At 64.8% G+C, this 14,203-nt stretch carries 9 protein-coding genes; 3 read left to right on the top strand and 6 right to left on the bottom strand.

Annotated features, from left to right (window positions below; genetic code table 11):
- Positions 1-76 precede the first annotated feature (76 nt).
- Positions 77-1,081 carry a UvrD-helicase domain-containing protein gene (locus tag ABZT93_RS37945; RefSeq protein ID WP_356113257.1) on the bottom strand — a complete coding sequence of 335 codons (1,005 nt, stop codon included), beginning with the start codon at positions 1,079-1,081 and terminating at the stop codon, positions 77-79.
- Positions 1,074-3,341 (bottom strand): AAA family ATPase, encoded by a 2,268-nt coding sequence (locus tag ABZT93_RS37940; protein ID WP_356113255.1) that lies wholly within the window; start codon positions 3,339-3,341, stop codon positions 1,074-1,076. The genes ABZT93_RS37945 and ABZT93_RS37940 overlap by 8 nt, the downstream gene beginning before the upstream one ends.
- 220 nt (positions 3,342-3,561) lie before the next feature.
- Between ABZT93_RS37940 and ABZT93_RS37935 the strand changes: the two genes are divergently transcribed.
- Together ABZT93_RS37935 and ABZT93_RS37930 are read left to right on the top strand one after the other, a co-directional pair.
- On the top strand, positions 3,562-4,530 hold the full coding sequence (locus ABZT93_RS37935; protein ID WP_356113253.1) for a hypothetical protein: 969 nt from the start codon (positions 3,562-3,564) through the stop codon (positions 4,528-4,530).
- Entirely contained in the window at positions 4,467-4,880 is a 414-nt protein-coding gene (locus tag ABZT93_RS37930) for a DUF3732 domain-containing protein (protein ID WP_356113252.1), read from the top strand. The genes ABZT93_RS37935 and ABZT93_RS37930 overlap by 64 nt, the downstream gene beginning before the upstream one ends.
- 94 nt (positions 4,881-4,974) lie before the next feature.
- On the opposite strand, the gene ABZT93_RS37925 is transcribed toward ABZT93_RS37930, so the two are convergent.
- Complete coding sequence (locus ABZT93_RS37925) at positions 4,975-6,606, bottom strand: ATP-dependent helicase (RefSeq protein WP_356113250.1); 1,632 nt, start codon at positions 6,604-6,606, stop codon at positions 4,975-4,977.
- Positions 6,603-8,627, bottom strand: a complete 2,025-nt coding sequence (locus ABZT93_RS37920; protein WP_356113248.1) for an ATP-dependent endonuclease — start codon at positions 8,625-8,627, stop codon at positions 6,603-6,605. Before ABZT93_RS37920 ends, ABZT93_RS37925 begins: the two co-directional genes overlap by 4 nt.
- Before the next feature lie 312 nt (positions 8,628-8,939).
- Here ABZT93_RS37920 and ABZT93_RS37915 point away from each other — a divergent pair, with 312 nt between their 5' ends.
- Entirely contained in the window at positions 8,940-10,628 is a 1,689-nt protein-coding gene (locus ABZT93_RS37915; RefSeq protein WP_356113246.1) for a serine/threonine-protein kinase, read from the top strand.
- A gap of 85 nt (positions 10,629-10,713) precedes the next feature.
- Here the strand turns inward: ABZT93_RS37915 and ABZT93_RS37910 are convergent, their stop codons facing one another.
- Together ABZT93_RS37910 and ABZT93_RS37905 are read right to left on the bottom strand one after the other, a co-directional pair.
- On the bottom strand, positions 10,714-12,246 hold the full coding sequence (locus ABZT93_RS37910; RefSeq protein ID WP_356113244.1) for a hypothetical protein: 1,533 nt from the start codon (positions 12,244-12,246) through the stop codon (positions 10,714-10,716).
- Entirely contained in the window at positions 12,243-14,012 is a 1,770-nt protein-coding gene (locus ABZT93_RS37905) for a DEAD/DEAH box helicase family protein (RefSeq protein ID WP_356113243.1), read from the bottom strand. The genes ABZT93_RS37910 and ABZT93_RS37905 overlap by 4 nt, the downstream gene beginning before the upstream one ends.
- Positions 14,013-14,203 lie beyond the last annotated feature (191 nt).

Below are 14,203 nucleotides of genomic sequence, written 5' to 3'. Positions count from 1 at the left end.
GGCCGAGGCTTCTTCTTCCCCATGCTCTCCATGATGGACATCCTCCCGGGGCTGAACCCCTGATCTCGGATGTCCGTCAAAGCGGATCAAGCCCACCTGGCTTGATGGCGAGGGGCAGGACGTGTGGATCGCAATCCCACAGTGCCTTCCATTTGAGGGCGAGGACCATATCGGCATCGCGGGCAGAACCGGTTGGCAGCGTGACGGGCAGGCTTCGGCGTAGGCGCCGTGCAAGCCATGCCTGTCTGTCGGTTCCCCACCGGAAGGAGTTGTCCAAGTGGTGTGTGACGAAGCCGTTCTCGCTTATGTAGGCCGCCATGGCAGCGGGACGAGCGCCTCTGAACTGATAGAGGGCCTGCCAGGGGTCGCCGACCAAGGTGAGAGAGCTGGATGCTGATGCAACGAGTGAGAAGATGTCCCGGTCCAGATCGTTGGCGTCGAACACCTCATCTACGGTCAACGAGCGCACCGTGTTCTCGAAGTACGAGATGAGTGCTCGGCGTGCGGGGCCAGCTGTGAGAGCCCCTTGAAGAGCCTCCCGTACGTTGTCATGGGTACACGTTCCGGCCGAGACGGCTCCCTTGAAGTGCAGAGCTGAAGGGTGGCTGGTGTCCTGGGGCTCGTTGACGGTTCTTATGACGACGTGGACGCCGTCGACCTGCAGAACGGGTCTTATGCGGCCGGGTTTTGTCGGGAGGACCGTCCGCCATGAGTCCAACACGTCAAGTTCCGTGTGTCCTCCTGGCCAGTGCAGAACACCTTCATTGAGTAGGTGGAAGAGCAAGTCGCACAAAAGGGAGTCCAGGGTCACGACGCGGTGCGGCCAGCGCAGTGAGGCCGAACCCCATTGCCGGGCGACCCGCGTTCGTAGTTCCTCGGTGGCTGACCTGGTGAAGCTGACTGCTACGACAGCACGTGCGTCGGTGGGGGTGCCAAAGCGGTGCAGGCCGAAGCGCAGGGCCGACACTGTGGTCTTTCCGGAGCCGGGTGCCGCTTCGACGTAGACGCGGTCACGGGCGCTGCCACTCGCGGTGAGCTGTTGGGGAGTCAGTGCATGAAGCCCGGTGCTGGATCTAGGCATTGTTCTGTTCCTGCGGCCAGGCTCCGGGTATCGCTTGTGTGGGCCAGCTTCCTGGCTGGCGCCCTGCCGTGTGGTTCTGCCGGATCGGATGTGAGCGCAGAGGATCGTCCCAGTCCGCGGTTTCCTCGGCTTCGCCTGCCGCGGCACCGAACTCGAACTCGTGCTCGGCGTCGATGGGCTCGTCCTCTGGCCAGTACGCCGGGTCGTCGAGGTCGTCATCCCAGTCGATGACGTCAGGCAATCGCTCCCAGATGCTGTCGGGAGCAAGCCACTCGGGCGGTTCCGCGGCAGCGTCTTCGGACGCCAGATCGCTGGGGGAGTCTGGCACGGCCGGATAGAGGAAATTGAAGAGGTCTTCAAGGTGATCGGGTACGGATACGACGGAGAGGCCATCGTCTGCCTCGCGGTCGGCGTCGTTGGCTTCCCGGAGCGCCGCGGCGAAAGCGAGGGCAAACTCTGCCTTGCGCCGCGCGCCCCGGCCTTCTCTGACTGCGGCCTCGCCGTCCTTTGCAGACCGTCGGCTGGCGAAGTAGGACCGCACGCTGTCCACGGTGACTTCGGCTAAAGGATGGTTGGGGTCGACCGCTCGTTGGGCTTCCGCGACAAGGTCCTCATTGCCCGGAGTGATCGCCGGCTCAAGGGTGGGATGACTGATGAAAACCCGGACTACGGACGAGTCGTGCTCCGCCGCCCACCTGGGCATGTCGCGTGCGCTGTCGAAGGGAAGGTCGCTGTCGCTGTCACGGAGGATTGCCAGCTTCGTGCATAGTTCCTTGCCCGGTGTCGCCAGGAGATGGGCAGCCCACTGGCCGACTTTGGTGCCCATCGGGACGATGCTCAGGGCATCAATGAAGGCTTGCTTGGCTTCGTCGTCACCGGCCCAGGCGCGGCCGAACTCACGCACCACCGCGCCCTCAGTGACTCCTTCGACCAGGAGCAGACGTTCGGCGAAAAGGGCCGACGAACGACTCGCGTCCAGGTGCAATCTGGCCATGCGGAGCGTGGCATCGCGATGCTCTTCCGGGACGACATCCTTGACGCAGTGGCTCACACTTCCATGGTCGGTGCGACGCACAACGACGAGCTCGGTGGGGTCGCAGGCTGTGATGATGTCAGTCGCGTGACTGGTGAGGATCACCTGTAGCTCGGGGCGCGCCTTGACGACTCTGCGCAGGTAGCGGACCAACGAGTGCTGCAGCTGAGGGTGGAGATGGGCTTCTGGCTCCTCGATGATGACCGTTGCGTGAAACGGTGCCGTGGAGAAGAAGGAGTCTTCCTCGGAAGCCGCCTCCGCCTGTGCTTGAGCCAGATTCTCGAACGCCTGCCGCGCCTGCTCCTCCTCGGATGGAAGTTCGCGCTCGCCGCTCTCTGGTGAGTTCGTTGAGGCGAGGGGAACCTCGGTGGAATCGGGTATCGCAGCCAACGTCACGGCAATATGCAGCAGGTTGACGTACCCAAGGCCAGAGACTTCCAGAGGCCGGGCTGCGGAGCGGCCCTCGATCACGGCGAGCATGATCTCCAGGACGCGAGCGAGATAGGTGTCGTCGATCACCTGGCCTCGCACATAGGGCCACTGTCGGCTCACGCCGGCGGACAGTCTGCCCAGCTGCTCGCCGATGCGTGCCTCAACGGCGTCTATCAAGCTGTCCTTGGCGAGATCCTCCAATAGCTGGGAGGCGCGGGCCCGTAGAGCTACCAGGTTGCGGCTGCCATGGAGTTCCTGCTGCCGTGCGCGTAGCAGCTCCACCAGGATGCGCACCTCGCGGCGCGCCAGTTCGTCCAGTGGCTGACGCCAGGCGGGAAGATAGATCAGCTTGAACTGGTCGATTTTCCGGGCTAGGCCATGGCTGCTTGTCAGGCGCGAGGTAACCGTTCCCAGTTGTCGGTGAAGGGAGACACTCCAGGATTCAGCTTCTCCGCCGAGCCGCCGGTGCCCTGTGGTGTGAAGCTCGCGGCCGAGGCGCCCCTCGGCATGGAGGTCGTCGGCCAAGGCGTACGAGATGTCGATGCTGCGCTCGACGCCGGCATCGGGCGACGCCAGCGCGGCTGAAGTCGGCCTCGGGAGCACTGGAAACCGGTTTCCCGGGTGCGCGAGGTAGATCGCGTCGGTGAGTGTGGTCTTGCCCGCGCCGTTGGACCCGATCAGCACACTGAACCTGCCAGGAAGGTCACAGCTCATTGGCGTCTCTGCGCTCGCGCGCAGACCGCTCACCTTGACGCGACTCAGATGCATGGCAGGCCCCCCGATCGGCTCCGTCACTCTGGCAACATCATCGCTCAGCGGTCCGCTGCACTACTCAGTCGCCCCCGCTTCGCGGGAGCGGTCCGCTGCCCGCCGCGCGGCTGAGCAGCTGGCCAACGAAGGGTTTGACACAGGAATGTGAGAACCCTTCGACGGCGCGCTGAACCTTCCCCTCGGCGGTGGAGTGGGTGTGAAAACGCAGGGCTGATGCGGGGTGTTGATATGTACGGTTGCTGACGTGAACACAGATGCAGCATTTGACCCACGTCGCCTCGGGGTGCCGAAGGAAGTCGTGGACGAGGGCGCGCGCACCCTGCGCCATGCCCGCACGTCCCTCGAAGCCTTCGTTGGAAGCCTCTCCGAGGGGGACTCCGTCGACGGGATGTCGCCCGCCGATGTCAGCTGGGTCAATTCCTCCCTCCACCGGTATCGCACGGCACGTTCGCGGTTGTGGGCCTGGGCGGGCTGGAGCACGCAGCTCACTCTGGGCAACATCCTCGATCATGTGCAGGCAATCGAGCGGACGCTGGTGGGCGAGCCTGTGGCCATTTGGTCACTCGTCTCACTCTCGCGCGTCGTGCAGGAGGGCACCATCCGAGTGTGTCACCTCTATGAGCCCGGACTCAGCCCGGAGCGGCGTGCAGTGCGCATCGCAGCAGCATGGCTGAACGGAGCCCGACAGCATCAGACCGCGGCGAAGGACGTCGGCGCGCAGGCGGTTCCTGGGGCTGACAGGATCTGGCAGTCCGCCGAGCAGACCGCACAGCGTGCCGGGATGACCGTCGGCCGGGATTCGAAGGGCCGTCCGAGCTCGGCAGTGCTGGGTTCGGCGACAGCACCGTTCGCGGTGAACCTCACCGATATCGCTGCCAAGCGACCGACGCATCTTCCTGCCTGGTATCGCATATCATCCGCCACCTCGCACAGCACCGTATGGATGGTTGCTCAGGCCTTCGCGTACGACGAGGATGACCAGCCGGTCTTGCAGGCCGACCCGGAAATCGTCACCGCGGCGGTCCTGGCCGTCCTGGGAGCCTTCGAGGACCTCGTCGAAACTCTGGGGGCCTACTACGGAAAGGATGCCCATCAGGCGCTGCAGACTATTCGCCGCCGGACCGTCGCGGTCCTCGACCGCCAGCGCAAGTGGTGGCAGCAAGCTCAGGCCAATGCCCACCAGGCCGCAAGCACGGGTCCGCTAACGCAATAGGAGGCGCGCGCCTCGGACCCGGACGAGGTTCTCCTGCAGTCTGGTTGCTGTGCCTGTTGGCGGTCTTCAGTCGTACAGCCACTGCCCCCATTCTTTGCGGCAGGTCAAGACGGTTGCAGGGATACCCAGTTCGGCCAGTGCGCCGGGGGAGACGCGCTCGCAGGCCGTGTTGTAGGCGCTGGCGAAAGCTGCTGCATGACGTTGCTGAGGAAGCTGGCGGAGGCTTGCAGATCATCGTGTGCGACCACGCCAACCTGCCCGAGAAATGGTTCCAGGACGCCATCGTCGAAAACTGGCGCCCTCAGGACGGCCGACGCAGGGCGCCTATTCCTGTCGACTGGCGTGAGTGATTTAGCTGCTCATTGGCCGCCGACGGCCACCGGGTCCACGACGGACTGCCGAAACCGTTGCGATCGCGGGGATTCCGGAACGCACCGCAATACGTTAAGGGTGGACGGAGCCTGACGCGAACCAGTCGTAGGCGCTGGGCAGGGCTTCGTCGGGCACGTCGGTGAGGAAGACGACCGCGAGGCCACGGCGGGCTCTCGAGCACGAGACATAGAAGAGATTGCGTGATCGCTCCAGTCGTTTCTCGAGGTCACGGCCGGTGAGCATCTTGCCCATGTTGTACTGGGTCCACGACCCGTCATCGATGATCACGATGACGTTGTCGAACTCGTCGCCCTTAACTCCATGCTGGGTGTGGAACGGGGTGAGCTGCTCGCGGTACTCGATGAAGCGGATGACTTCCTTGTAAGGGACTTCCCGTAGGGAGTTAGAGAATTCGGCCAGTTTTGCGTCGTAGCCTTCGAGGTCTTCAGACCTCCGTCGGCGTTCGAGGTCGCTGAGCTTGCGGGGCACTGACAGGAGGTGCTGGCGAGCCATGTGGTCGAGTACGTCACCGATTGTTCCGGACTCTCGCACCGTCGTCAGCTGTCTGATGTCGGCTGCGATCCGCTGCTTGTCAGTGTGACTTGTGATGGTGGTCCGTCCTGCCACCAAAAGGCTCGTGAGCTCTGCGTAGTCGAGCGCGTGGAAGGCACGACAGAGAGCTTCGACCCGGCTGAAGTATTCGATGTAGGGCTCGTCGTTGTCCAGAAGCCTGTCGCGACCCCGAGAGCCGAGGATCAGGTACTGCTGTAGGAGGGCGCCGTAGGACAGGGCTCCCGCGATCCCTCGGTGGGTGAGCATCAGGTAGCTGGTGGTGTCGTCGCTCCAGCCCAGCTCGGCAAGTTGTCGGCGAGCCGCATCCAGGCGTGCCTGGCCAGTGGGCAGGGCGGAGTTGAGGAAGAGGTGCACTTCCCCCTCTGTGTGCTCGCCCACCGCTTCCTGCTGCAGCTCGGGACGGATCTTGTTGAGAACGGCGACAACCGGGGGAGAGCAGCGGTAGTTCTCGTGCTTGGTGATGACGGTCAGCTTGGGGTGAAGAACGGCGCCCTGCCCTGTGGCGTAGATCTTCTGCATGGAGTCGCCGAACAGTCCAACGACGCAGGACTGGCGGCCGGCCCCAGCGAGGTGGTCGAGCAGCAGGCGGATGGTCTTGGGGGAGGTGTCCTGGTACTCATCGACGAAGACGACGGGGTAGCAATCGGCGATGAGACGCGTGAGTTTGGGATGCTGGGTCACCATGCGCAGCGCGAGGTCGATGACCTCGTCGTGGGATATCTCCCCCCGGTCCAGGCGCCGTCGCCGGTCGACGTACTGGACAGGCGGCAGAGGGCTGGTGAGGTCGCTGAGATCCTCGGGCGTTGGCAGAGCATCGTTATATTCAATGATCTGCTGCCACAGTTCGGCTCCGAAGCCCTTGATGATCTCCCAGAGAAACTCATGGATGGTTGCGACCGTTACGAGCGGGTTGTCCTGGATCCGGTCGGCGATCTTGCGTTTGGCCACGTTGGTGAAGGTGATGCATGCGATGCGACGGCCCTTGCTTGCGAATTCCGCACCCTGGCTGCGGAGGCTGTGCTCCAGAGCCTCGACCAGTGTCGTCGTCTTGCCCGCGCCGGCACCGGCCTCCACAAGGAAGCTACGCCGTGCTTCCAGTTCACCGATGACCTTGTCGATCGTCGTCTTCACGGGAGTGTCAGCCACTGCAGGCCCTCGTCGATGTACCGGGGCACCTTCCAGCCGTCCAGAAGCATGGCGTCGAAGGCGAAGTCTGTCTTGTGGTCACGGAGGTTCTCCGCGATCTGGTAAGCCTGCGTCGCGATTGCTGCCTCGCTGGGGTGCTCGCCCACAGTGCGGTCGAAGTGCCCCTTCAACGCGAGGCCGGAGATGTTTTCGGCGAGGACAAGGGCGTTGGCGATGATGAAGGCGTCCTCGAAGCTGCGGCCGAAGGATCCGCCTGGCTGTTCGGGCACCTGATAGGCGACTCGAACGTTCTTGCTCAGCTTGTCTTCGTTTGGTGTGGAGAGTAGGTCGGCGATGACTTCCCTGCCCGGAAGCCAGTGCTTCAGGGTGGAGTTGGAGGTGCAGGCACCCGGGGTGGCAGGATGACAGCCGAGGCGCTTCTTATGGGAGGGGTCGACGGAGTCGATGTCCGTGATGATGAGGGTCTTGACGTTGAGGAACTCCAGCAGGCTGCGGAAGCGGACCGCGTAGGCGTCGCCCACTTCGATGACTGAGACGTACTGGCGCTGCAGACGCGCTGCGCAACGGGCGATCATCTTCGGCAGGAGGAGACGTTCGGCCGTCCCCTCGATGAGGATGATCTTGTCTGCGAAGAACATGTCGCAGCGGTGCAGTTCCATGTACTGCTCCAGGAACCGCAGAGTCTCTCTGCCGTCGCTCCTCTTCTTGACGCTGGCCTGGAACGTGGACATGTCCTTGATGGTGACGTGATGCTCTGTAGCGTCGAAGTAGCGGATCTTCGAGAAGCCGCTCCTGGCGACCATGTGGGAAGAGTGCGTGGTGATGACGACCTGCACCTTCCGGTCGGTCTTGCTCCGGATGTACTCCTCGATGTTCTTGATGAACGTCTCCTGCATCTGGGGATGCAGGTGGGCCTCAGGTTCCTCGATGAAAAGAATCTGCAGCGCAGGCTGTGGGCTGGCCTTGCTGCAACTCTCGATGAAGCCCCTGATCTGCAAAATAGTGAAGATGAGCTTGCTGTAGCCGAGGCCGTTGTGGCCTTCAGGCAGCGGGTACTGATCATCCCCGGAGGGGTACTGGATCCGGGTGCTCCCACGTAGGACGGCAGCGCCCTCGATCAGAGCGACGATCCGGGGCGGGTGCAGTGGAGACATCAGCTCCAGGCCGAAGCGACTCAGGTCGTCGAGGAACGGCTCGAAGAGTTCGTCGTAATTGGAGTCCAGCTCCTTCGACGCCAGCGCAAGCGCCTCTTCGATCCGGTCGACATTCAGCCCACGGTTGTCATCACTGCTTGAGGCCCGGTAGTAGGCCTCGAACGTCTTCGACAGGGTCCGGGTCTTGTCCCCGGGAGTGTCGTCGAACTTGTTCTGCGCGTAGATGAAGCGGACGGCGAGTATCGACCGCGCGGCAGTCGCTTTGAGTTCACGGCTGACCGAGTCATCGACGGGGCTCACCGCACGGTACGTCGTCGTGAAGTACTCGTTGAACTTCCGGCGCAGCCACTTGTAGCTGTCGAACTGGCTCCCGGCACGGCGAGCGGCTTCGCTGAAGTCCGCAAGGAGCTTCACCGGGTCGCTGGCAGCCAGCGTGGCAACGATGCGGACGCTGCGGCAGGTCTCGTCGAGATCGAGGATCGCGGCGCTGATAGGGGCGAGGTCGTCCTCCTCGTCGTATTCGACCGTGATCGCGAGACGAATGGCCGGCACCAGCTCAAGCGCCTTGCACCGCAGCGCTTCCGCGGTCTCCCTGTCGCCCGCAGTGTCCAGCTGCGCTGCGTCGGTGAACTGTCGGCGAGCGTGCTCCAGGTCGGCAATGCGACTTGTGGTGAAGTCCTCAAGGACGAACCTGACATCGTCGCTCGGGCTGAAGAATTTCTCGAACAAATTGACGAATGATGTCTTGCCGCTGTTGTTCCGGCCCACGACCAGTGTCGTCGACGCGTCGATCTGGATCTCCGCGTCACGCAAGGCGCGGAAGTTGGCCACTTTGGCGTGGGTGACGTGCATGGTGCTCCCGGAGCAGCCCGACGGAATCCGTGCCATCACCACGCCGTTACAACCTGTGGCACGTGAGGCGACAAGCAGTATCTGTTACGAAAAGCCGCTGTGGGGGAGTTTTTGGTCAAAGGGTGGACCGCTTGGGGAGCAACAGACCCGCCGCTGGGCGACGTCTGGCACGTGGTGCGGAGCCGGCTATGCGGCCGACCGGGCGCGCAAGGCATGGGCGGATCCCATCTGTTGCCAACGGGCGTGTGGCGTCGGCGATCCCCGCTAGGGTTCACATCTCGTCCATAATCGCTCTCGGCGGGGGTCTTGTTCGTGTCGCGGATTGCTGCTCGTCGTGCCTCGGACCCGGCCCGGATCGGGCGTTTCCGGGTGGTCGGGGTGCTGGGCGCGGGTGGGATGGGCACGGTGTACGCCGCGGTGGGGGAGCGGGGCGAGCGGGTAGCGGTGAAGGCTGTGCACGCCGGGCAGGCGGCGGATGACCAGTTCCGGGCCCGGTTCCGGCGCGAGGTCACGGTGCTGCGGCGGGTTTCAGGGCCGTGCCTGGTGCCGCTGCTGGAGGCCGATCCCGAAGCGGACATCCCGTGGCTGGCGACTGTCTATGTACCCGGCTCGACGCTCGGCGATCACACGGCGGCGCACGGTCCGTTGACCGGGATTCAGCTGCATCTGTTCGCCGCAGGTACGGCTGGGGCGCTCGCGGCCGTGCATGCCGCCGGGGTGGTTCACCGCGACCTCAAGCCCGCGAACGTGATCCTGGCCCCGGACGGGCCGCGGGTGCTGGACTTCGGCATCGCCCACGTCGCCGACGGTACTGCGGTCACCCGCACCGGCATGCTGACCGGGACTCCGGGCTGGCTGAGCCCCGAGTACTACCGGGACGGCACTACCGGGCCGCCCGGGGACGTTTTCGCCTGGGGTGCCCTCCTCGCTTTCGCGGCCACCGGCCGCCACCCTTTCGGCACCGGCAACGCCGAGGCGGTAGCGTTCCGCGTCCTCAGCGCCGAGCCGGACCTCGCCGGCGTCCCCGATGACTTGCTCAGCCTGGTGACGGCGTGTCTCGCCAAAGACCCGGGTTACCGGCCGTCGTCCGCCGTTGTGGCACAGAAGACCGGCGAACTGCTCGGCGAGCAGGCGACCCAGGTCCTCGGAGATGTCCACGACCGGCCGACCGAAGTCCCGAACCTGATCGCCGAGCAGTGGCACCCTCCGACCGTGGAAGACCTCGCCTGGCCTGCTCCCGACATACGCCGTCCCGGCAGGCGCGCCTGGCTCATCGTCGCCGCGGCCGCCGTGTTTGCCTCGGCCGCGACGGGCATCTGGTTCGCTCTGGCTTCGGGCCACGCCCCAGCGCGCGCCACCCACTCCCCACAGGCAACCGCAGTCCGCTCCACGCCTGCCGCCGAACCGGCAGCGCCCACGTCACGCCTCGCTCATCCAGCCACCAGCGAGTCACAGACCTCGACCGCCGCGGCCTCGTCCGCGCTGGCGCAGACCCAGGTGGTCACCCTCAGTCCCTGGTCACCGGGCGGTACTCCGGCAACCGGCATCACCATCACCGACCGGGCCAGCGGCTCCTGCTTCGGGACCGCTGAATCCACGATGCGCACGGACGCCTGGCGCTGTACCGTCGACGACCGGATCCTCGACCCGTGTTTCTCCCCGGACTCCAACCCTGCAGCCACCAGCGCCCTGTGCTTGGACGGAGCCCCCGACCGCATGGTCGAGCTGTCTGTTGCCGAGGGCTTTCCCGGCAACAACAACCACATGCCGGGCGGACCTGACATCGAACCGATCATCCTCGTCCTGGCCAATGGTGCCCACTGCTCGTTCGCCGGGGGCGGCACCGCGACGCTGGCGGGACAGCGCCTGAACTACGGCTGCGACAACGGCGGCTACCTGTACGGTTACCCGAACAAGACAGCCACGCTGTGGACCATCTCCTACGCAGCCCCCGGCAGCGGAGCCAGTGTCTCCACGCCGATCACCACCGTCTACCAGTAGCCCGCCGACGGTCGCGTCAGCACATCGGGCGGTCGATCAGCCCGACACCATTGCTGCGCCGATGAGTTCTCCGGCTACGGCGAATCTATGTGGGTTCGCTGTCATGAAAAGGGTGATGGGCCCTCTGAAACTTCTTCGCATGCGCGTGTATGCATTGGCTGCACAGATCCTGGAGCGCTGCACGCCAGCGACGAGTGTGTTCCGCTAGAACGGTAGTCCGCTGCAGCCAATCTACGTCGTCGGCCCAGCCGCCGAGCGCTCGCCACAGGATCGGTCGTGAGTTGCCTAGCTGGCAGCGATCCGGAGCGGCGATGCTCTCAAAAGTTTCACGCCGAGCTGTCACGTACTGTGAGATGTCAACCTGGTTGTACAAGATGGTGAACACGCTCACCGACGACTGGCGCTTGCTGATCTCGAACTCCAGTTGGACCAGGGGGAAAGGATCGTCTCCCGGCCAACGTGGGTAGTCGTCCGTGAGCGGCAGGCGCATGAAGCCTCGTCTTTCTGCGGGACGCTTCCAGCCCTGTACCTCCATTGGCCCGAAGGACGCGGCAATCTGATTCAGAGAATGCTCGGCCTCGGCTTTCTCAATGGTTCTTGCAGCGATCCGCTTCTGCGCGCGTTGGGCCGCACCGGAGGGAATGGAAGCAACCTCAGCCGGAGCAGGTGCTTGTGGGGTGGACGACAGCAGTGCGCTCCTGAGCGTCGGGTTTCCCACGAGATCCCAGATGCCGATCTTCAGGTCGTAGCGCGCCTGAAGCAGCGCCCGGGCGGCTTCGAGATCGGATGGATCACGCCACTCGCCATCCTGTACCAGCCCGGTGACACCGAACTGCGCCTCGATCGGAACGGGGCAGGTGTAGTGGACCGGATCCGGCGGAGCCGTCGGATCCCATGTCGTGACCGGAGCGGAGATCCTCTCTGCCGCGGGTCGGCCGCCACGCACCCATGCCAGATATCCGCGGACCAGCGATTCGCTCCGGTGGGTATGTGGCATGACGAGGACGCTGTTATCCCCCGTGAGGCGTCGCTTCTCGAATTCTGCATAGCGGCCCGGGAGAAGATCGCCACCTTGGGTGAGGGTGTCGCTTGTGTCGATGAGAACCGCGGCTCCGATTCTCTCTCCGGCCCGATCAAGATAGAACTCGCTTCCTTTGAGGAAACGCCATCGGCGACTCGGGTCCTTGGTCCTGAACCCCACGGTGCCCATGACGGTGCCGTTCCAGCTTTCGAGCTTGTGCGTCTCGGTATAGGTGCCCGGTAGCGGTTCGTCGAACGAGGTACGGACCAGTTCCAGCTCGGTCGTGCCGCCGGGCAGGACGGCGCGAAGCCCGGTACGGCGCAAACTCCCGTCGTGGCGCAGTTCGACCACCGTTCGCTGGCCAACCAGCAGGGCAAATGCGGATGCGCCTGCCGAATCGAGGAGGCGACCGACGAGCGAGGAGGCCGTCAGCCACCACAGTAGGGAGGTTGCGAGACTCCCATGCGTCACATGCGAGGTGGGGTCTTCGGCTACCGGCTGGCGCGAGTCCAGCGACGAGCCGTCGTCTACCGTCATCGGACCGCCGATGAGAATGATCGTGGGGCCGGTGGAGTCGGCGTGCTGGTGATCGCTCATCGTGGCCTCTGCTGCAGGGCGAGCAGTACTCGGCGCAGTTCCGGCGCGTCGTTGGCCGCCAGGGCCAGAGACTCGGGGTCCGTGCCGGTCAAGCCTTCGCGTTCGATGAACAGTCGCGCGCAGGCCACCAGATCGGCGTGTGCGTCACGTCCGTCGGTGTCGAACACACCACCCTGTTCGCCGACCGTGCTGAGCACTTCGAACGAACCCCTTGCCTGGTCACCTTCGTTGCCGCTGCTCACCCGAAGGGCGCGCTCCCCGTCCGTGACGATAACGATGGGAGGCGGAAGCAGGTCCACATTCTCGGTGATGCGACGCGCCATGCCGAGCAGCCGGGGATCGGCTGGGAGATAGACACGCCCGTGGTCGTCGACATTCGCGGGGTCCGTGCGGACCACCCGTCCCACGATCTGCCGGAACGACAGCAGGGTCAGACGGTTGGTGAGGTAGACCACGGCGCGCAGCCGTGGGATGTCGACGCCTTCGGAGACCATGTTGACCGCAACGATCCACGGATCGTGTGAGGCGCGGAACAGGCGGATCGCGTTGGCCGGGTCGGGATCGTTGTCATCATGGAGCCTGGAGCAGGCGACGACCGGACGGAAGCTGAGTACACGGGAAGCCATGTGACCGGCTACTCGGGCCGCGTGATCGCAGTCGATGCAGACGACGAGACCGGCGGCATCAGTGTCTCCGCGTTGTCGCAGGCTGAGGAGGTACTGGTTGGCATCGGTCAGCATCCGCTCGGCGATCGATCCTTCACCGATCCACTCGATCGCGGCGCGCAAACGTCCTCTCTCCCTGGCCTGCGTCACGCCTGTGTCGTCGAAGGTGACGGAGTGGGTCTGCTGGTCAGAGGTCCGGAATGTCGTCTCGCCACGGGCCTCGACGAACTGAACTGGCCGACAGGCGCTGTCGATGATGGCGTGGTCGTACGAATAGCGGTAGTGAGGGCGGGCGTTGCCGTCTTGGGAGGGTACGAACACGATCGGGTCGCGGCCTGTGCGAAACGGTGTGCCGGTGAGCGACAAGATCCCCCACGCGCCCGCTGCGAATGCCTCCTGGGCCGAGACGCCCCATGCGGCGTTGGCCCCTGCGTGGTGGACCTCGTCGAAGATGACCAGTGTCCTCTGGCCGGGATCCGTCGTGTGGGCCAAGAACATCTCGGTGGAGGAGAAGAGCGACTGGTACGTGATGACCGCCCCGAGCCACTCGTTACCGATGGGGTCGACGGCCCGCCAGTCACGTTGGGTCCGCAGCGGCAGCGTCGGCGCCCCCGGCGTTGCCGCTGACGACGCCCGTGCCCAACCGTCCGCGATCGCCAGCGAGGGGACGACGACGAGCACACGTGAGATCTGCCCCTCGGCTGCCAGGTCGTGGGCTACTTCAAGGCCGAAGCGCGTCTTGCCCGCGCCCGGGCATGCTTCGACCAGGACGGGCTCCTGTCCCAGCAGGGACAGGACGATCGGCATGGCGTCGGCCTGCCATGACCGCAACGGTGCCGCGCTCGGGCTGAGCAGGTCGGGCGAAATACGGACACTCGCGGCCGACTGCGCCGTGCTGCCCTTGCGTAGATTGCAGGAACCGCAGATTGCCTGGAGGTTCTCGCTACTGGTCCGCCCGCCCCGGCTCCACGGCACGATGTGGTCGCCCTGCATCAGGTCGAAGGGGATCGCGCGCCTGCAGAGGTTGCAGACGCAGCCCTGCAACTGCCATGCGCGCCACGTCTCCTGACGCGTAAAGGTTCGCCGAGCATCGAGGGCCACGTAGGGAGGGTAATCGCCGGGGACCGCAGTCGTGAACTGAGTCGAGTGCGCTGAACCGATCAGTGGATGAGCGGCAGGGGCCGCTGCGTCTGACCTGCACCGACCTACCCATGCCACCGACAGTGGAGCACCTCGCGCGTCAGTGCGGGCCTCTACGCTGGAATCCGAAGCGTGCGCCGTGGGGCGGCAGA

The sequence above is a fragment of the Streptomyces sp. NPDC005303 genome (genome assembly GCF_040607335.1).
In the GTDB taxonomy this organism is placed as follows: domain Bacteria; phylum Actinomycetota; class Actinomycetes; order Streptomycetales; family Streptomycetaceae; genus Streptomyces.
The sequence above is the reverse complement of the archived record's forward strand: the minus strand, read 5'-3'. Positions and strand labels throughout refer to the sequence as shown.

What these genes read in the sequence shown, in the direction of transcription:
- ABZT93_RS37945 (WP_356113257.1), bottom strand. Translation starts at nt 1,081, where the DNA reads ATGCCTAGATCCAGCACCGGGCTTCATGCACTGACTCCCCAACAGCTC.
- ABZT93_RS37920 (WP_356113248.1), bottom strand. Translation starts at nt 8,627, where the DNA reads ATGCACGTCACCCACGCCAAAGTGGCCAACTTCCGCGCCTTGCGTGAC.
- ABZT93_RS37910 (WP_356113244.1), bottom strand. Translation starts at nt 12,246, where the DNA reads ATGAGCGATCACCAGCACGCCGACTCCACCGGCCCCACGATCATTCTC.